The sequence below is a fragment of the Bradyrhizobium sp. cf659 genome, assembly GCF_900113725.1.
Taxonomy (GTDB): Bacteria; Pseudomonadota; Alphaproteobacteria; order Rhizobiales; family Xanthobacteraceae; genus Bradyrhizobium.
Genome location: NZ_FOQJ01000002.1, coordinates 175,697 through 193,353, shown reverse-complemented (window position 1 = coordinate 193,353; position 17,657 = coordinate 175,697). Strand labels below are relative to the sequence as shown.

The 17,657-nt window shown below is 64.8% G+C and carries 17 protein-coding genes; 4 read left to right on the top strand and 13 right to left on the bottom strand.

Translation table 11 applies throughout. The features are described 5' to 3' along the window. Nucleotide 1: 1 nt before the first annotated feature. On the top strand, nt 2-430 hold the full coding sequence (locus BM118_RS10035) for a universal stress protein (RefSeq protein WP_092184755.1): 429 nt from the start codon (nt 2-4) through the stop codon (nt 428-430). 74 nt (nt 431-504) lie between these two features. Further along, complete coding sequence (locus tag BM118_RS10030; RefSeq protein ID WP_092184753.1) at nt 505-957, top strand: universal stress protein; 453 nt, start codon at nt 505-507, stop codon at nt 955-957. A gap of 37 nt (nt 958-994) precedes the next feature. On the opposite strand, the gene BM118_RS10025 is transcribed toward BM118_RS10030, so the two are convergent. Then, nucleotides 995-2,494 carry a carboxylesterase/lipase family protein gene (locus tag BM118_RS10025; protein WP_092184751.1) on the bottom strand — a complete coding sequence of 500 codons (1,500 nt, stop codon included), beginning with the start codon at nt 2,492-2,494 and terminating at the stop codon, nt 995-997. A gap of 17 nt (nt 2,495-2,511) precedes the next feature. Further along, complete coding sequence (locus BM118_RS10020; protein WP_092184749.1) at nt 2,512-3,852, bottom strand: MFS transporter; 1,341 nt, start codon at nt 3,850-3,852, stop codon at nt 2,512-2,514. A gap of 206 nt (nt 3,853-4,058) precedes the next feature. On the opposite strand from BM118_RS10020, the gene BM118_RS10015 reads away from it, so the two are divergent. Further along, complete coding sequence (locus BM118_RS10015; RefSeq protein WP_177234175.1) at nt 4,059-4,709, top strand: TetR/AcrR family transcriptional regulator; 651 nt, start codon at nt 4,059-4,061, stop codon at nt 4,707-4,709. Nucleotides 4,710-4,868: 159 nt separating this feature from the next. On the opposite strand, the gene BM118_RS10005 is transcribed toward BM118_RS10015, so the two are convergent. From BM118_RS10005 to BM118_RS09980, 6 genes are all read right to left on the bottom strand, one after another. Next, entirely contained in the window at nt 4,869-5,654 is a 786-nt protein-coding gene (locus tag BM118_RS10005; protein ID WP_092184743.1) for an ABC transporter permease, read from the bottom strand. Further along, nucleotides 5,651-6,463: an ABC transporter permease gene (locus BM118_RS10000; protein ID WP_092184741.1), complete on the bottom strand. Its 813-nt coding sequence runs from the start codon at nt 6,461-6,463 to the stop codon at nt 5,651-5,653. Before BM118_RS10000 ends, BM118_RS10005 begins: the two co-directional genes overlap by 4 nt. A gap of 85 nt (nt 6,464-6,548) precedes the next feature. Beyond that, entirely contained in the window at nt 6,549-7,598 is a 1,050-nt protein-coding gene (locus BM118_RS09995; protein ID WP_177234174.1) for an ABC transporter substrate-binding protein, read from the bottom strand. A gap of 28 nt (nt 7,599-7,626) precedes the next feature. Next, complete coding sequence (locus BM118_RS09990; protein WP_177234173.1) at nt 7,627-8,934, bottom strand: NAD(P)/FAD-dependent oxidoreductase; 1,308 nt, start codon at nt 8,932-8,934, stop codon at nt 7,627-7,629. A gap of 16 nt (nt 8,935-8,950) precedes the next feature. After that, nucleotides 8,951-9,667, bottom strand: a complete 717-nt coding sequence (locus BM118_RS09985) for an HAD family hydrolase (RefSeq protein WP_092184735.1) — start codon at nt 9,665-9,667, stop codon at nt 8,951-8,953. 35 nt (nt 9,668-9,702) lie between these two features. Further along, nucleotides 9,703-10,785, bottom strand: coding sequence for an ABC transporter ATP-binding protein (locus BM118_RS09980; protein ID WP_177234172.1), 1,083 nt, complete (start codon nt 10,783-10,785; stop codon nt 9,703-9,705). Nucleotides 10,786-10,995: 210 nt separating this feature from the next. Between BM118_RS09980 and BM118_RS09975 the strand changes: the two genes are divergently transcribed. Continuing rightward, on the top strand, nt 10,996-11,934 hold the full coding sequence (locus BM118_RS09975; protein ID WP_092184731.1) for a LysR family transcriptional regulator: 939 nt from the start codon (nt 10,996-10,998) through the stop codon (nt 11,932-11,934). Between the two features lie 354 nt (nt 11,935-12,288). On the opposite strand, the gene uxuA is transcribed toward BM118_RS09975, so the two are convergent. The 5 genes from uxuA to BM118_RS09950 all read right to left on the bottom strand — a co-directional run bounded on the left by uxuA (nt 12,289) and on the right by BM118_RS09950 (nt 17,601). After that, on the bottom strand, nt 12,289-13,479 hold the full coding sequence (gene uxuA / locus BM118_RS09970; protein WP_092184729.1) for a mannonate dehydratase: 1,191 nt from the start codon (nt 13,477-13,479) through the stop codon (nt 12,289-12,291). Nucleotides 13,480-13,495: 16 nt separating this feature from the next. Next, complete coding sequence (locus BM118_RS09965; protein WP_092184727.1) at nt 13,496-14,545, bottom strand: L-idonate 5-dehydrogenase; 1,050 nt, start codon at nt 14,543-14,545, stop codon at nt 13,496-13,498. Beyond that, on the bottom strand, nt 14,542-15,948 hold the full coding sequence (locus tag BM118_RS09960; RefSeq protein WP_092184725.1) for a TRAP transporter large permease: 1,407 nt from the start codon (nt 15,946-15,948) through the stop codon (nt 14,542-14,544). Before BM118_RS09960 ends, BM118_RS09965 begins: the two co-directional genes overlap by 4 nt. Nucleotides 15,949-15,952: 4 nt before the next feature. Next, a complete protein-coding gene (locus tag BM118_RS09955; protein ID WP_092184723.1) occupies nt 15,953-16,531 on the bottom strand; it encodes a TRAP transporter small permease in 579 nt (192 codons plus the stop codon). A gap of 110 nt (nt 16,532-16,641) precedes the next feature. After that, a complete protein-coding gene (locus tag BM118_RS09950; RefSeq protein ID WP_177234284.1) occupies nt 16,642-17,601 on the bottom strand; it encodes a sialic acid TRAP transporter substrate-binding protein SiaP in 960 nt (319 codons plus the stop codon). Nucleotides 17,602-17,657: the final 56 nt, after the last annotated feature.

The following is a 17,657-nucleotide window of genomic DNA, read 5'->3' as shown; positions in this document are numbered from 1 at the left end:
CATGTACCGGCACATTCTCATTCCGACAGATGGGTCCAAGCTAGCGGAGCGTGGGGTGGCGCACGGATTGGCGCTGGCGAAATCCCTTGGAGCCACCGTATCCTTCATCTTCGTTGTGGAACCATTCTCCGAAGTGTCAGGCCGGTTCCTTGAAGCAATCGCAACATATGCCGAGCTGCGCAAGGAACAGGCCGCGAGCGTATTAGACGGCGCGGCAAATGCGGCCAGGACGGCCGGTGTTTCCTGCGAGACGATTCAAGCGGAGAACGGGCAACCCCATCAGGCCATCATCACAGCAGCCGCGGACAAGGGCTGCGATCTCATCGTCATGTCGTCGCATGGGCGCAGCGGGCTCGCCGCGCTTCTCATCGGGAGCGTGACGAACAAGGTGCTGACGCACGCAAAGACCCCCGTCCTGGTCTGTCCATGAATGTGGGACCCTGTTGAAGTCAAACCATCGCTCCGGAAGACGGCGACAGGGTCGTCCAGAAGGGGAGCCTCCAGATGTACACCCGGATTCTCTTGAGCACCGACGGATCGGACGTCGCAAGAAACGGCATCAGGCACGGGATTGCTTTGGCAAAGGCCTTGAAGGCCAAGGTGACCGTCATCGCCGTGACGGAATCACTGCCAATCGACTACGGGAGCGGACACGCCTCGGGATGGATACCGTCGCAGCAGGAAATTGATAGCTTCGACGCGGCCTGCAAGGAACGAGCGGGCAAAGTCCTCGACGAAGCGCGAGCCATGGCAGAGCAAGCCGGGATATCCGTAGAAGTCTTGCACGTTCCGAATGCGCACCCGGCCACCGCGATTATCGAAACAGCAAAGTCAGGAGGCTGCGACTTGATCGTCATGGGCTCTCATGGGCGCCGCGGTCTCAAGAAGTTATTCTTGGGGAGTCAAACATCGGAGGTCTTGGCGGACGGAAGCCTACCGGTGTTGGTCGTGCACTAGAAGCGCCGAGTTCCGCCGAGCGTGCCCGGCATTCTTCTCATCCGGCCTCCCTGATTTTCTTCTTGTCGTTGGTACCCGCGCCGAGCTCCGTCCAAACGCGGCAGCGCACGCCTTCGTTGAGCGGCACAATATGGAACGGTTGGCCGAAGATCGCGAGCGGCTCCTTAGCCAGCTCGAACCTTGGCCAGGCTTCCGCAACATCAGGCATACCGGTCGTGACAAAACGCAGCACGCCGGCTTGCAGCCGCGCCGCCACATCGATGTCACCAGGCGTCATCGGCCCGCCCTTGCGCTTCAGGATCGGACGATCGATGAAGTCAGGCAGATGCGCCCAGAGGCAGGCATTGTCGGCGCCATGGGTCGGCCCCTGCGACAGGAACGGTTCCAGTGCCGGGCGATGGTCGAACCGGCTCAGCCACACCGCGCCGCCGGCCGCGGCATGAAGCCGTGCAAGATCGGCCATGGGGCGATGCCAGAACGCATCCGACAGCATCGCCTCGTACGGATCCTCGTCGACGCGCGCTGTGGCGCGGTAACAAGCCAGCAGACGTTGCCAACCGGCATCGCCGAATGCGGAGCGCATTTGCCGTTCGGTGGTGCGGATCATCGCCGCCGGCGGCGTGCTCTTCAGGAACATCACCATCTCGTCGCGGCAGGAGCCGAGCCAGAGCGGAATGTCGCGCAAGGTCCCGTCGGCGAAGACGTCCCGCGGCTCGCGCGGGATCACGACGCCGTCAAGCACCGGGCCGAACACGGTGCCTTGTTCGGTCTCGTTCGCGAGCCTGCGACTGACGCGCTCCACCGCCGCGAAGAGCTTTGGCAGTGGCAAGGAGGCAATCGCGGCTGGATCGTGCGCCAATTCGAGCTCGTCGAGCACGCGGCGTGCGACGTCGTCGGCATGATCGGTGCCTATGATGGTCCGCCCGGGCGCGCTGAGCGCGAGCGCGCGGATGAACTTGCCTCTGGCCTGCGGCAAGGTTGCGAGCGCGATCACCATGGAGGCGCCGGCCGACTGGCCGGACAGCGTGATCGCGTCCGGATCGCCGCCGAAATTCGCGATGTTGGCGCGCACCCAGTCGAGCGCGGCGAGCGCGTCCGACGTCGCGAGGTTGTTCGCCTCGCCGAGCCCATGGCGATGCAGTTGCAGGAAGCCGAGCGGGCCGAGCCGGTAGTTGATGGTGACGATCACCGCCGGACCGTGCGCGGCGAGAAATGCGCCGTCATAGTCGGCGCCGCCGCCGGTGACGAAGGCGCCGCCATGGATGAAGACCAGCACCGGCAGCGGCCGATCGGCCTCTGCCGGTGTCCAGATGTTCAGGCTGAGACAGGCTGTCTCGTCCGCATGATCGAGATGGCCCGGCTGCGGCGCATAAGCACCGTAGTCCGTGCAGCGGCGCGGCTCCGTCCACGCTTTCGGCGGCGTTGCCTTGGCAAAGCGCGGCGCGGTTGCGAACGGCACGCCCTTGAAGGCACGCATACCGGCCTGCGTCGTGCCGACGACGGGGCCACTCGTGGTCTGAACTGTGCTGGTCAGCATGTGGGCCTCGTCTTCACTCAAGCGCGCCGCTTGCCGAGATCGGCGATGTCGACGGTGTGGGTTTCGCGCGCCGTCGCCGCCGCGGCTGCCGAGATCACGCAGCAACTGGCGACGAAGATCGCAACGGGAACCCAACCGTTCGGCCCCTCGCCGACCAGGCTCGCGCTCACCAGCGGCGTGAAGCCGGCGGCAAGGAAGCCGAGCTGCGTGCCGATCGCGGTGCCGGAATAGCGCACGCGCGCCTCGAACATCTCGGCGTAGAACGACGGCCAGATTGCGTTCGGCGCGGCGTAGACGATGCCGGACAGGATCATCGCGGCGGCGAAGATCGCGATCGTGTTGCCTGACGTCACCAGCATGAAGTACGGGAACAGCAACACCGCGCAGCCGAGCACGCCGCCGATGAACACCGGCTTGCGGCCGATCTTGTCGGCGAGCAAGGCCCAGAGCGGCTGGGTGATCAGCGCCGTGACGTTGCCGAGCACGCCGGCCCACAGCATGGTGGGGCGCGCAACGCCGAACTTGCTGGTGGCATAGCCGAGCGCGAACACGGCGGTCATGGTGCTCACGGTCGCGATCAGTGCGCAGACGATGACGCGCAGCACGTCCGGCCAGTAGTCGCGCAGCAGCGCGACGACGGGGAAGCGCGCAACCTGCGCCTTGTCCTTGATGTCTTCGAACACAGGCGTTTCCGGCATGGTCCGCCGCACCAGATAGGCGACGACCAGCACGACGAACGAGAGCAGGAACGGAATGCGCCAGCCCCAGCTCAGCAATTGATCCTCGGGCATGCTCGACACCGGGATGAACACCAACGTCGCCAGGATCGCGCCGGCCTGGGTGCCGCTGAGGGTCCAGCTCGTGAAGAAGGCGCGGTTGGAATTGGCCGAATGCTCCAGCGTCAGCGAGTTCGCCCCGCTCTGCTCGCCGGCGGCCGAGAGGCCCTGCAACAGGCGAAGCAGCGTCAGGATGACAGGCGCGGCGTTTCCGATTGCCTTGGCATCCGGCAACAGGCCGATCGCAAGCGTCGAGCCGCCCATCAAGACCAGCGTGAACAGCAGCACCGTCTTGCGCCCGATACGGTCGCCGAAATGGCCGAGGATGACGGCGCCGACCGGCCGCGCAATATAGCCGATGCCGAAGCTGAGGAGCGCGAGCAGCGTTCCGGTCGAAGGATCGACGTTGGCGAAGAACACTTTTGGAAAGATCAGCGCGGCCGCCGTGCCGTAGATGAAGAAATCGTAGTATTCGAGCATGCTGCCGACGAAGCTGACGAGCGCGGCGCGCTTCGGCAGCTTGCCCGGCGTGGCTTCCGCTGCTGTTGGCGCGTGCAGCGATGCGGTTGACGTCAACGTCATTGCAAGTCCTCCCCATGTGGCCGGTGCGGCTCGCGTCAGGCAGTCCGCCCGCGCGCATTTTCTGGTTCTGATTGCCGCAACCTTGGTTTGAGGCCATAATGTACGAACTAGTACGTTTATGCAATACGCGTTGGATCAAGGCCCCGACGGGTGAAATTTGCCTTCACCTTCAAGGTGATCCGTGGAAACTGGCGGGAGAAACAGTGATGCTCGAGCGCATGCCGCCCCCATCGAAGCGCACCAACGACCCCGAGCGCACCAAGCGCGACATCCTCGAAGTGGCGATGGCCGAATTCGCCTCGGAGGGCTATTCCGGCGCCCGCGTCGATGCGATCGCGGCGCGGACGCGCACGTCGAAGCGCATGATCTATTACTATTTCGGCGGCAAGGAGCAGCTCTACCTCGCGGTGCTGGAGGAAGCCTATCGCAGCATCCGCGCGCTCGAGGACCAGCTCGACATCGAAAGCTGCGATGCGCGTGAGGGCTTGCGCCGGCTGATCGAGGCGACCTTCGACCATGACGAGCGCAATCCGAACTTCATCCGCCTCGTCTCGATCGAGAACATCCACCACGGCAAGCACCTGAAGCAGAACCTGCAACTGCGCCAACTCAACGCCAGCGTGATCGCGACACTCGACGGCATCCTCAGGCGCGGCCGCGCCGAAGGTACCTTCCGCGACGACGTCGACGCCATCGACCTGCACCTGGCCATCAGCTCCTACTGCTTCTTCCGCGTCGCCAACCGCCACACCTTCGGCGCCCTGTTCGACCGCGACCTCAGCGAGCCCAGGGTGCTGGCAAAGAGCCGCACGCAGATCGTGGAGATGATTTTGGCGTGGCTGGGGGCGAAGGGGTGAGGATGCGAGGATAGCGCCAAACAGTCGGTGTCGTCCTGGCGAAGGCCAGGACCCATAACCACCGAACGCAGTTTGGCGAAGACTCGGGGTTACCAGCTCGCGCGGCAACATCTCCCTGGGGTAATGGGTCCTGGCGTTCGCCAGGACGACGAACAAGAATCACCCACTGCTCTTCTGCCGCGTGCTCGCCAGCAGCACCAGCATGAAGGAGGCCGCGGTCATCAGCGTCGAGATCGCGGCAATCGTCGGGTCGATCTCGTCGCGGAGCGCGGTGAACATGCGCTTGGTCAGCGGCTGGTACTGGCCGCCGGAGATGAACAGCGCGACGATGGTCTCGTCCATCGCCGAGATGAAGGCGAAGATGCCGCCGGCGACCACGCTGGACTTGATCTGCGGCAGCGTCACCGCGAAGAAGCTGCGCAGGCGGTTCATGCCGAGGCTGCGCGCCACCATCTCCTGCGCCGGATCGAAGCTCTGGAGCCCCGCGAGCACGGAAATGACGACATATGGCAGGCCCAGCATCACGTTCGCCAGCACGAGGCCCGGCAGGGTCGCGACCAGGCCGACCTTGGCATAGACGAAGAAGATGCCGACGGCGGTGATGATGATCGGCACCACCAGCGGCAGCAGCAGCGCCATGTGGATGATCCGCATGATGCGGAGCTTCGACTGGCTGATGGCGTAGGCGGCGGCAACCCCGAGCGGCGTTGCGATGACCACGGTGAAAAACGCGACCGTCAGCGTCACCCGCGTCGCCTGCATCCAGGCCGGGTTGGCGAAATATTGCTGGTACCAGCGCAACGAGAAGGACGGCGGCGGGAAGGTCAGGAAGCGCGCGCTGGAGAAGGAGATCGGCGCGATGATCAGCACCGGCAGGATCAGATAGACCAGCACCAGCGCGCTGATCACGTAGAGGACGATCCGGGCGGGGGACAATCGCGTCATTTCTGCCCCAACACGCGATCGAGCGAGATGAAACGGCTGACGACGAGGAAGATCAGGAGCACGCTGACGAGCAGCACCACCGCGACCGCACTGGCCGCTCCGAACTGGTTGTAGAGCTCGACATTGCGGCTCACCAGCATCGACACCATCACCGTGCGGCCGCCGCCGAGCAATTCCGGCGTGATGTAGAAGCCGAGGCAGAGCACGAACACCATGGTGCAGCCCGCGAGCACGCCCGGCAGCGACAGCGGCAGGAAGACGCGGACGAAGGTCAGCGACGGGCTGGCCCCCAGGCTGGCGCCGGCCTGCATCAGGTCGCCGGGAATCTTCTGCATGGTGGCGTAGAGCGGCAGCACCATGAACGGCAGCAGGATGTGCACGGTCGCCACCACCGTGCCGAACGTGTTGTGCACCAGTGCGAGCGGCTCGGAGATCACATCGAGGTAACGCAAAAGCTGGTTGATCACGCCGGTGCGCTGGAGCAGCGCAAGCCACGCATAGGCGCGAACCAGCACGCTGGTCCAGAACGGCAGCACGACCAGCGACAGGATGAGGATGCTCCAGCCTTTCGGCACGGCGTTGGCGAGGTACGCCACGGGATAGCCGAGCAGCAGCGCGATCAATGTGACCGCGAGGCTGATCTCGAAGGTCAGCGCAAAGCTGCGCCAGTAGATGTCTTCGGTGAAGACGCGGCGATAGTTCTCCAGCGTGAAGCCGTCATGGTAGATCGACTGCCAGGCCAGCCAGCCGACCGGCAGCACGATCAGAGCCAGGATCACCAGCAGCGCTGGCGACACCAATGCCAGCATCAGGCCGTGCTCGCGGCGCTGATGCTTTTGGGAGGGATCTGGCACTGTTATCGTCAACGCTGCCTCGCTTCGCTTGCTTCTACGTCTACTTCTGCATGAACGATGCCCAGCGCTTCTCGGCCGCCTCGCCGGCCGGCGACGACCACCAGGCGTAGGACATCAGCGCCTGCTTGGCCGCGTTGGCGGGCTCGCTCGGCAATTGCGCCGCGCGCTCGGGCTTGATCACGTTGGTCTCGAACGCCCTGGGATTGCCCGGACCGTAGTCGATATGCAGCGGCAGATTGGCCTGGTGCACGGGATCGACGGCCTCGTTGAGGAACTTCACCGCCGTCTCGAGATTCGGCGCACCCTTGAGGATGCAGAGCGAGGTGCTCTGAAGGATGCCCTGGTTGTAGGTGAAGGACACCTTTGCGCCTTCCTTGGCCACTGCGCTGACACGGCCGTTCCAGGCCATCTCCATGTCGACTTCGCCGTCATTGAGAAGCTGCGCCGACTGCGCGCCTGACGTCCACCACACCGTGATGTGCGGCTTGATCTCCTCAAGCTTCTTGAAGGCACGGTCGACGTCGAGCGGGTAGAGATTGTCGGGCGCGACGCCGTCGGCCATCAGCGCCGCTTCCAGCGTGGCGATGGGGTGATTGCGCAGCGCGCGGCGGCCGGGGAATTTCTTGACGTCCCAGAAATCGACCCAGCTGTTCGGCGCGTCCTTCGGGAACGTCTTCTGGCTGTAGGCCAGCACGCTGGAATAGAACTCGTAGGACACCGAATAGGGACTGCGATAGGCCTCCGGCATCGCCGCGGCGTTCGGAATTTTCGAGAAGTCGAGCTTCTCGATCAGCCCCTGCTCGCCGCCGCGCAGGCAATAGCCCGTCGGCGTGTCGACGACATCCCAGATCGGCTTGCCGCTGCCGACCTGGGTCTTGATCGCGGGCCAGGCATCGGGAATGGAATCCTGGTTGATGGTGATGCCGAGCTTCTTGGCGGAGGGATCGAGGATCGCCACCGTCTGCGCCTGCTGATAGGCGCCGCCTTGCGAGACGAAGGTGATCTGCTCGGCCGCGCTGGCCGCCGTGCCGCTAAACGCGATCGCGCCCAACAGGGCGTAGCCCAATCCAGAATTCCGTTTCGTCGTCATCCTCGCCTCCTCCATCGCCAAAGAAATCTCACTGACCGATCGCGTCGAGAAACTGGTACCAGCCGGCGACCATGCGCACGGCGGGCTCGCGCAGCGGATAGAATGGAATCGCCCTCATGCGCCGCGCATCGAGCAGGCCGACGTCGGGCGCCTCGCCGCGCACGAAGGCGGCGAGATAGCGCCCCATCAGGCTCGACATCGCAACGCCGGCGCCGTTGTAACCCATCGAGAACAGCGTGCGCTCGTCGAGCCGGCCGATATGCGGCACCGAGTCCAGCGTCATGGCGACGAGGCCCGACCATTTGTAGGCGAGCGGCAGGTCGGCGAGATCAGGGAAGATGCCGACCATCGCCTTGCGCAGGGCGTCGAACGCGGCTTCGGAGTCCTCTCTGCCGAAGGCGCCGCGGCCACCAAAGATGACGCGGTTGTCGACCATGCGGAACCAGCGCATCATACGCTTGGTCTCGGTATAGGTGCGCCCCGTCGGCATCAATTTTCCGGCGAGATTGCGCGGCAGTTTTTCCGTTGCGACCATGGCGCTGCGGAACGGGATCAGCGTGCGCTGCAGGTGCGCGGTCGCACCGGTGAGATCCGAATAGCTGTTGGTGGCGATGATGACCTGCTTCGCGCGCACGGCGCCATTCGGCGTCTCCGCGACAATGCCGCCCTGCTCTCGCCTCAGCTTGAGCACCGGCGATTCCTGGAAAATCGAGACACCGCGGCGCGCCACGCCGTCGGCGAGGCCGCGCAGATAGTTCAGCGGATGAATACCGCCCGAGCCGGGATTGAGCACGCCGCCGACGAAGATGTCCGAGCCGATCTCCTCGCGCACCCCGCGCTTGTCGAGGATGCGGACTTCCGCATCGCCCATCTCGCGCGTCATCCAATTGGCTTCGTCGATCGCGGCCTTCAAGGTCGTCTCGTTGTGCGCGGCCTTGACCTGGCCTGCGCGCGTCAACGCGGCGCTGGTGATGCCGAACTCGGACACCAGCTCCTCGACGATGTCAGTGGATTCATGCGCGATCTCGTACATGCGCCGCGCCATGGCGCGGCCGTGCACGGCGTCGATCTCGCGAAACGAGAGGCGGAATTTCGCCGTGATCACCCCGCCATTGCGCCCGCTCGCGCCCCAGCCGGGGCGGTTGGCCTCGAGCACGACGGGGGCGAGCCCGCTCTTGGCGATGTGGTGCGCCGCGGACAGGCCGGTATAGCCCGCACCGATGATCACCACGTCCGCCTGTTGCTCGCCCGACAGGACCGGAAACTGGCGCGCCGATTCCGCCGTGGCTTCCCACAGCGAATTGGCCGATGGCAGCGCGCTCCAGTCCCGTGTCATGCCCGCACTCACGAACTTACGCCGCTGGGCCGATCGCGGCGTCGGCTAGCGCCTTCAGCGTCGGGAAATGGAAGTCCGGCTTGGTCAGCGTCTCCACCGCCGGCGTGCCGCCGAAGCCGGCGATGCCCTGGCGGCGCTCGATCCAGCACACCTTGTAGCCGAGCTTCCGCGCGATCCCGATGTCGTGGTACTGGCTCTGCGCGACGTGGAGGATGTCGGACTGCTTGTAGCCGAAGGCCGATTGGCGGCCCTTGTTGTAGGCGAAGAATTCCGGGTTCGGCTTGGCAACGCCGGTGTCGTCGGCGCAGACGGTGTCGTCGAAGGGATTGCCGAGCGCGTGCGCGTAACAGGACAGTGCAACGCGGTCCGCATTGGTCATCGCCACCAGGCGGAATTTCGTGCGCAGGCGCTTCAGGGCCTCGACCGAATCCGCGAACGGCCCCCAGCGCAGCACCGAGAGCTGGAAGACGTCGCAGGACGCATCGTCCGAAGGCAATCCGAGCTCCTTGGCGAGATGGCGATAGACGTGGAACATCGCCTCGCTGGAGCGCTCATAGTGCTTGTCGCGGCCGCGCTTGTAGGGCTCGAAGATCTGCTCGTCGGTGAGCTCGGCCGGCGACTTGCCCGAGATCCTGCGCACCGCGGCGAGCACGCCGGTCTCGAAATCGATCAAGGTGCCGACGACGTCGAAGGTGAGAACCTTGAAATTGCTGAACGCGGCTTGGGACGACATTTTGGTCTCTTCTCTCGGGTTGGACTAGGCTGGATTCAGTCCCCCGCCCTGGGCACGACGATGGTGTCCTCGGGGTGGAGGGTGACGGTGAGGCTGCCGCCGAGCGGCGGGATGCGGCTGTAGGCCTGGTGGTAGCTCGGCTGGCGCAGGCTGAGCACGATGCCGCCTTCGAGCGCCAGGAAAATGCGCAGGCTTTCGCCCTGGTAGACGATGTCGGTGACAGTGCCGCTGAGCCGGTTGCAGGTGGCATCCTGCGCGCCGTCGTCGATCAGCAGCTTCTCGCTGTGCACGGCCAGCATCAGGGCATCGCCGCCGGGAATGGCGCGGGCACTGCGCAACAGGGCGTTACCGAGCGCGACGCTGGAGGCATCGACGCGGCGGACCGGCAACATCGTCGCCTCGCCGATGAAGCTTGCGACGAAGGAATCGGCGGGATGATCGTGCAGGCGCGCCGGCTCGTCGATCTGGATCAGCCGGCCGTCCTTCATCACGGCGACGCGGTCGCTCATGGTCAGCGCCTCGCGCTGGTCGTGGGTGACGTAGATGATGGTGGCACCGATGCGCCGGTGCAGTGTGCGCAGCTCGATCTGCATGGATTCGCGGAGCTGCTTGTCGAGCGCGGAGAGCGGCTCGTCCATCAGGATCAGCCGCGGCTCGAAGATCATGGCGCGTGCGAGCGCCACGCGCTGGCGCTGGCCGCCGGAGAGCTGCGCGATGCCGCGTTCCTCGTAGCCGGCGAGGCCGACCATCGCCAGCGCGGCGCGCACCTTGTCGGGCCAGCTCGCCTTCGGCAGGCGCCGCGCGCGCAAGGGAAAGGCGACGTTCTCGCCGACGCTCATATGCGGGAACAGCGCGTAGTTCTGGAACACGACGCCGATGTCGCGCTTGTGCGGCGGCATGTAGGTGACGTCGCGGCCGCCGAACAGGATGGTGCCTGACGACGGCAGGATGAAGCCGCCCAAGATGCCGAGCAGCGTGGTCTTGCCGGAACCGGACGGGCCGAGCAGCGAGACGAACTCACCGGCGCCGACATTGAGGGACACGCCGTCGAGGGCGCGAACCACGCCGTAGGCCTTGCTGGCAGACCTGATCTCGACGCTTTCCGCTCGCTTGTCCAACGATCGACCTCGCCATGTCCCTAGCTGGCGTGCCTCACTGCACGCCATAAGCCTGCTTTATAGACAGAATTCTTGAGCACTCACGATCGAAGCGTGCAATGCACCATCTCTTCTCTCGCAAGCCCTGTCTTTAGGCTGTCATGCCAATGACAACAGACTTGGCAAAACTCGGCAATTGCCAAATTCTCACCCAGCTCATAACATGGCGTTATGCCCGAGCTGCGCCGAATGCTGCCCTCCAGTAACGCCCTGTTCGTCTTCGACGCGGCGGCGCGCAATGGCAGCTTCACGGCTGCCGCCGCCGAATTGAACGTCACGCAGCCGGCGGTGAGCCGGATGCTCGGACAGTTCGAGGAGCATCTCGGCGTCCGCCTGTTCGATCGCACAGCTGGCCGCGCGGTGCTCACCGAGGAAGGCGAGCTCCTGTATCGCCGCGTGCTCGAAGGCTTTCGCAGCATCGAGAGCGGCCTCGTCGAGATCGAGCGGCGGCGCAAAGGTACCGAGACGGTGACGCTGTCGGTCTCCTCCGCCTTCACCACACACTGGCTGATGCCGCGCATCGACAAGCTGCAGAAGCAATTTCCCCAGGTCGACCTGCGCTTCCAGCTGATCTCCGGTGCGCTGCGCGGGCCGGTGGAGAATGTCGATCTCGGCATGCGCTTCCGCGACCGCGACGAGCCGTCATCCGGCGGCACGCTGGTGATGAAGGAAGCGATGCTGCCGATGTGCAGCCCTGCCTATCTCGGCGCGACCGATCCCGCCGAGGGCAACACCATCATCCGCCTCGCCGAGACGCCCGGCGACTGGGCCGCGGATTACGCATCGCTTCTCACCGGGCGCCGCGGCGCGGCCAAGGCGCTGAGCTTCACCGACTATGCCGTCGTGGTGCAGGCCGCGCTGCTCGGCCAGGGGATCGCGCTCGGCTGGCTGACGGTGGCCTCGCACTGGCTCTTGACCGGCGCGCTGGTGCCGGCCTCCGACACGCTCACCACCACGCGCCGCATCTGCGAATTCCTGCCGCCGCGCAACCGGCCGATGCGCCCGATCGCCACTGAAATCCGCGACTGGATCATCGCGCAGATGAAAAGCGAGATCACCGCGATCGACAAGCTCTATCCGAAACTCGGCGCAATAGAGGCGTGCTACTGAGGGGTGAACCGACAATCGCGCTTGAACATTCGCAATAGGTCGTCATGCCCGGGCTTGTCCCGGGCATCCACGTTCTTCGGGCCGCGGGCCAAGGCGTGGATGGCCGGGACATAGGCGAGCGGAAGCGACGCCGTCCTTCGGACGGCTAGGCCCGGCCATGACGCTGTGAAGCTTCGGCGACCTCTCCCTCCACGTCATTGCGAGCGCAGCGAAGCAATCCAGAGTCTTTCCGCGGAGGAATTCTGGATTGCTTCGCTGCGCTCGCAATGACGATGTGGGTAGATTCCGGCCTCTCCCCGCATCCGCCTTCGCTAAAGCTTCGGCGGACCAGCGCGGGGAGAGGCGTAGCTACTTTCAATGATGCTCGATGGCCCTGATCGCGCCGCGGAGCTCGGCGAGGCCGCGCAGACGGCCGATCGCGGTATAGCCGGGATTGGTGCGCTTGGTGGCGGCGAGATCGTCGAGCATGCGGTGGCCGTGATCGGGACGGAAGACGATCTGTTTGTCGGATGCGCGCCGCGCGTTCTCCTTCAGCAGCGCCTTCAGCACCGCGACCATGTCGACGTCGCCGTCGAGATGGTCGGATTCGTAGAACGACAGGCCATCGGCCTCGCGCTTGGTCGCGCGCAGATGCGCAAACGCAATGCGCGGGCTGAAGCGCTCGGCCATTGCAGGGAGGTTGTTCTCAGGCCGCACGCCGAGCGAGCCCGTGCACAGGCAGATGCCGTTGGCCTTTGACGGCACCGCGTCGAACAGCGCCTGATAGTCGTCGGCGGTGGAGGCGACGCGCGGCAGGCCGAACAACGGACGCGGCGGATCGTCCGGATGCAGGGTCAGCGACACGCCGAGCTGCTCGGCAACGGGTGCGACCCGGCCCAGGAATTCGGCGAGATGCTGCCGCAGGATCGTTGGCGTGATGTCGCGATACTGCTCTAGCCGGTCGCGGAATTGCGGGATGGTCATCGGCTCGGTGGTCGAGCCGGGCAGCGCGCTGGCGATCACCATGACGAGGTAGTCGATGTCGGCCTGGCTCATCTGGTCGAACAGCTTTTTGGCGCGCGCCTGCTGCTCCGGCGAATATTCCTGCACAGCGGCGGGACGCTTGAGGATGTGCAGCTCGAACGCAGCAAAGCGGTCCTGGTCGAACCGCATGGCACGGGCGCCGTTCGGCAATTCCCATTCCAGATCGGTGCGGCACCAGTCGACCACAGGCATGAAATTGTAGCAGATGATCTTGATGCCGGCGGCGGCGACCGCCTCCAGGCTCGCGATCCACGCCTCGATCGAACGCGTCGCTTTGGCTCCAAGACGCTTGACGTCGTCGGGGATCGGAATCGATTCCACCACCGACCATGTTAGCTTTGAGCGGCCGGGCTGGCCGTGCTCGATGAAGTTCTTGCGCTCCTCGACCGCCTTGCGCGTCCAGGCCTCCCCGATCGGCACCTGATGCAGCGCCGAGACGATATCCGTCGCCCCGGCCTGCCTGACGTCATCGAGCGAGACCGGATCGTCCGGTCCATACCAGCGCCATCCCTCTAGCATCATCCGCGTTCTCCCAGGATCAGTTCGCGGTCAGCACGACCTTGACGCTCTGCGAGCGGTCCAGCGCCAGCCGCAACGCATCGGGCGCGGTGGAGAGCGGCCGCTCGGCGGTGACCAGCGACAGCACGTCGACGCTGCCGGCGCCGATCAGTTCCACCGCCGTCAAGAACTCGAAGCCGAAGCGGAACGAGCCGCGCAGGTCGATCTCCTTCGCCATCACGGCGTTCGACGGCGTCGGGATCTGGCCGCCCGGCAGATTGCCGATCTGCACCACAACACCGCCGCGCCTGACGATGCCGATGGCGCTGGCAAGCCCGGCGGCCGTACCCGAGACTTCGAACGCGACGTCGTAGGGGCGCGACGCGGCCTGCGCCTTCAGGCCCTCTTCTCCACCCGCGACGTTCTCGACGTGCGAGGCGCCGAGACGGCTCGCAAAGGCGAGCGGGGCCGGCGCGATGTCGGCCACCGTGACGTCGGCCATGCCGGCACGGTGCGCGGCGAGCATGGTCAGAAGCCCGATCGGGCCGGCGCCGAAGATGATGCCGCGCTTGCCCTCGATGTTGCCGGCGCGCGCGACCGCGTGCAGGCAGACCGCGAGCGGTTCGGCGAGCGCTGCCGCCTGATAGGACACATGGTCGGGGATCTTCACGCATTGCGCGGGGATCGCGTCGAAGTAATTGGCAAAGCCGCCCTGCATGTGCGGCGTCTTCGACGCCGAGCCCATGAAATAGATATTTTCGCAGAGGTTCGGCCGGCCCTCGCGGCAGGCGACGCAATGGCCGCACCAGCGCGACGGATTGACGGCGACGCGGTCGCCGACCTTCAGATTGGCTGCGGAACCCGAGATCTCCACGACCTCGCCGGAGATCTCATGTCCCAGCACCAGCGGCGACTTCACCACGAAATCGCCGGTCCGCGCGTGGCGGAAGTAATGCATGTCCGAGCCGCAGATGCCGCCGGCGCCGAAGCGGATGCGCACCATGCCTGATGCGAGCTTGTCGAGCGGATGCTCGATCATGCGCAGATCTTCGGGGCCGAACAGGGTTGCGGCGAGAGCAGTGGAGGTCATTTGGAGAGTCCCATGTATTTAGGCAGCCAGAGGGTCAGTTCGGGGATGTAGGTGATCGCGATCAGCGCGAGCATCAGCGGCACCAGCCAGGGCAGGATCGCGACCGTCGTGCGCTCGACCGAGAGCTTGGCCACGCGGGCGAGCACGAACAGCACCATCCCGAGCGGCGGATGCAGCAGGCCGATCATCAGGTTCAGCGTCATGATCAGACCGAAATGAATGGGATCGATGCCGAGCTTGAGCACGATCGGCAGCAGGATCGGCACCAGAATGGTGATCGCCGCCGTGGTGTCGATGAAGCAGCCGACGAACAGGATGAGGACGTTGGCAAGCGCCAGGAACACCCATTTGTTGTGGGTGATGCTGAGCATCCAGTCCGAGAGCATCTGGGCTGCCTGCGACACCGTCAGCAGCCAGGCGAAGATCGAGGCTGCGGTGACGATGAACAGCACCGAGGCAGTGGTCTCGATGGTGTCGAAAGTCGCCTTCGCCACCGTCTTCAGCGTCATGGTGCGGTAGCGCACGAGCCCGAGGAACAGCGACCAGATCACGGCGGCGACCGCGGCCTCGGTCGGCGTGAACCAGCCGAGCGTCATGCCGCCGATCAGGATCACCGGCGCCATCAGCGCCATCACCGCGGAGAAGTCGAAGTACCAGTCGATCGCGAGCAGCGCGCCGAGCCCGATGACCACAGCCATGTTGGTCGACATGCCGGCAACCACCATCAGCCAGATCGCGAGCGGGAAAGCGAGCACGATGGCGATCTCGAGCCCGGCCGAACCGAGCTGCGGCCAGGAGAACGGCGTGTCGCTGCCCCATTTGTTCTTGTGCGCGAAGTAGGTGACGGTGGCCATCATCAGAAGCGTCATGACGATGCCGGGAATGACGCCGCCCAGAAACAGCGCGCCGATCGAGACGTTTGCCATCATGCCGTAGATCACGAAGGGCAGCGACGGCGGAATGATCGGGCCGAGCGTTGCGGAGGCTGCGGTGACGCCGACGGAGAACTCGGTGGAGTAGCCGTGGTCCTTCATCGCCTTGATCTCGATGGTGCCGAGACCGGCGGCGTCCGCGATCGCGGTGCCGGACATGCCGGAGAAGATCACCGAGCCGATGATGTTGACGTGGCCGAGGCCGCCGCGCATCCAGCCGACCAGGGCAACGGCGAACTTGTAGATGCGGCCGGTGACGCCGGCGATGTTCATCAGATTGCCGGCCAGGATGAAGAACGGCACGGCGAGCAGCGGAAAGCTCTCGACGCCGGCGATCATGCGCTGCGCCAGCGTGACGTCAGGCGTCACGCCGCTGACCAGGATGTAGAGCAGCGACGACGCAGCCATGGCAATCGCCACGGGCACACCGAGCAGCATCAGGATGAGAAAACCACCAAGCAACAGCAGCATGACCTTACCCTTCAAAACCGTCGTAGGCGCCGGGACGTTCGAGGATCGAATAGCCCTGTCGCAAATGTTGCAGCGCCACCTGTACCGAGCGCACGAACATCAACACGAAGCCGGCCAGCACCGCGTAATAGACGTAGTCCTTGGGAAGATTGATGGTGGTCATGGACTCGTCGCCGATGATCTGGATGTAGACCCAGACCAGCTTGATGGCGTAGCCGAAGAAAGCGATCCGGATCAGGTCGATGACCGTCGACAGCGTGCGCGCGACGAGATGCGGCAGATAGCGGTAGATGAGATCGACCTGGATGTGCCGCGACAGCCGCACGCACATCGAGGCGCCGATGAAGACCACGCCGATCAGGCAGTAGGTCGCGATCTCCTCGGTCCAGGCATAGCTGTCGTTGAGGACGTAGCGGGTGAAGAACTGGAGGAAGACGGCAAGCGCCATCACCCAGAAGATCGCCAGCGCCACCCAATCCTCGAAAGCGTAGATGCCGAGATCGACCTTCGGCGTCGCCACCTCCTCGAAGGTGTGGGCGATCTCGTCCGCGGTGATCTGCCGGTGTATTTCGGCGGTCGACATGGGGTTACCTCTCTCCAAATCGTCGTTCCGGGGCGACGCGTCGGCGTCGAACCCGGAACCTCAAGATCCCGGATTCGGTCCTACGGACCGCCCCGGGATGACAGTCGTTGTTATTTCACCGCCTGAATCCGTTCCCAATCCGCCTTGCGATAGCCAAACGTCTCGAACGCGACGTTCTTCAGCACGGTGTCGCGGAACTCGTTCTTGTCGACCTCGGTCACGGTCAGGCCCTTCTCCTTGAAGAAGGCGACCAGCTTGGCTTCGTTCTGCTTGATCTCCGCGGTCGCCTTGGCGGCGGCCTCCTGCGCCACGTCGGTGAAGATCTTCTTGTCCTCGTCGGAGAGCTTCTTCCAGAGCGCGCCCGCCACCACCGTGTTGAGGTGGTCGACGATGTGGCCGGTCAGCACGATGTGCTTCTGCACCTCGTAGAACTTCTTGGCCTCGATCGTGGTCAGCGGATTCTCCTGCGCCTCGACGGTGCCGTTCTGCAGCGCGAGATAGACTTCGGCGAACGCAATCGGCGCGGTGTTGGCGCCGCAGGCGCGCGGCATCGCGAGATAGGCCGGAACGTCGGGCACGCGCATCTTCAGGCCCTTGAGATCGGCGCAGCTCTTGATCGGCTTGTTCGACGAGGTCTGGCGCACGCCGTAATAGGTCACGGCGACGATGTGGTGGCCGCTCTTGTCCTCATAGCCCTTGGCGAGCTCCTTGAAGATGTCGCTCTTGGTGTAGGCCAGGAGATGATCGGCATCGCGGAAGGTGTAGGGATAGTAGGTCACGCCGATCGGCGGGAAGCTCTTGGCCGCGAAGCTCGAGCCGGAGATGATGATGTCGACCGAACCGAGCGAGAGGCCCTGGTTGATGTCGGCCTCCTTGCCGAGCTGCGACGCCGGGTAGACGTCGACCGCATAACGCCCGTTGGTGCGCTTGCCGATCTCCTGCGCGGCCCAGACCGAAGCGGTGTGGAACGGCTCCGAGGTCTCGTAGACATGGGCCCATTTGAGCTTGGTCTGCGCCATGCCGGCATGGGTCGTCGCAAACATCGCCGCGGCCGAGACCGCGAGCATCATCGTCATCTTCTTCAACACTGACTTTTCCTCCATCGTTCAAGTCTGCTTCTTGTTTG

What these genes read in the sequence shown, in the direction of transcription:
- BM118_RS10005 (WP_092184743.1), bottom strand. Translation starts at nt 5,654, where the DNA reads ATGACGCGATTGTCCCCCGCCCGGATCGTCCTCTACGTGATCAGCGCG.
- BM118_RS10030 (WP_092184753.1), top strand. Translation starts at nt 505, where the DNA reads ATGTACACCCGGATTCTCTTGAGCACCGACGGATCGGACGTCGCAAGA.
- BM118_RS10035 (WP_092184755.1), top strand. Translation starts at nt 2, where the DNA reads ATGTACCGGCACATTCTCATTCCGACAGATGGGTCCAAGCTAGCGGAG.
- BM118_RS09965 (WP_092184727.1), bottom strand. Translation starts at nt 14,545, where the DNA reads ATGACCTCCACTGCTCTCGCCGCAACCCTGTTCGGCCCCGAAGATCTG.
- BM118_RS09975 (WP_092184731.1), top strand. Translation starts at nt 10,996, where the DNA reads ATGCCCGAGCTGCGCCGAATGCTGCCCTCCAGTAACGCCCTGTTCGTC.
- BM118_RS10015 (WP_177234175.1), top strand. Translation starts at nt 4,059, where the DNA reads ATGCTCGAGCGCATGCCGCCCCCATCGAAGCGCACCAACGACCCCGAG.
- BM118_RS09985 (WP_092184735.1), bottom strand. Translation starts at nt 9,667, where the DNA reads ATGTCGTCCCAAGCCGCGTTCAGCAATTTCAAGGTTCTCACCTTCGAC.
- BM118_RS10025 (WP_092184751.1), bottom strand. Translation starts at nt 2,494, where the DNA reads ATGCTGACCAGCACAGTTCAGACCACGAGTGGCCCCGTCGTCGGCACG.
- BM118_RS09990 (WP_177234173.1), bottom strand. Translation starts at nt 8,934, where the DNA reads ATGACACGGGACTGGAGCGCGCTGCCATCGGCCAATTCGCTGTGGGAA.
- BM118_RS09955 (WP_092184723.1), bottom strand. Translation starts at nt 16,531, where the DNA reads ATGTCGACCGCCGAAATACACCGGCAGATCACCGCGGACGAGATCGCC.
- BM118_RS10000 (WP_092184741.1), bottom strand. Translation starts at nt 6,463, where the DNA reads ATGCTGGCATTGGTGTCGCCAGCGCTGCTGGTGATCCTGGCTCTGATC.
- uxuA (WP_092184729.1), bottom strand. Translation starts at nt 13,479, where the DNA reads ATGATGCTAGAGGGATGGCGCTGGTATGGACCGGACGATCCGGTCTCG.
- BM118_RS09950 (WP_177234284.1), bottom strand. Translation starts at nt 17,601, where the DNA reads ATGATGCTCGCGGTCTCGGCCGCGGCGATGTTTGCGACGACCCATGCC.
- BM118_RS09995 (WP_177234174.1), bottom strand. Translation starts at nt 7,598, where the DNA reads ATGACGACGAAACGGAATTCTGGATTGGGCTACGCCCTGTTGGGCGCG.
- BM118_RS09960 (WP_092184725.1), bottom strand. Translation starts at nt 15,948, where the DNA reads ATGCTGCTGTTGCTTGGTGGTTTTCTCATCCTGATGCTGCTCGGTGTG.
- BM118_RS10020 (WP_092184749.1), bottom strand. Translation starts at nt 3,852, where the DNA reads ATGACGTTGACGTCAACCGCATCGCTGCACGCGCCAACAGCAGCGGAA.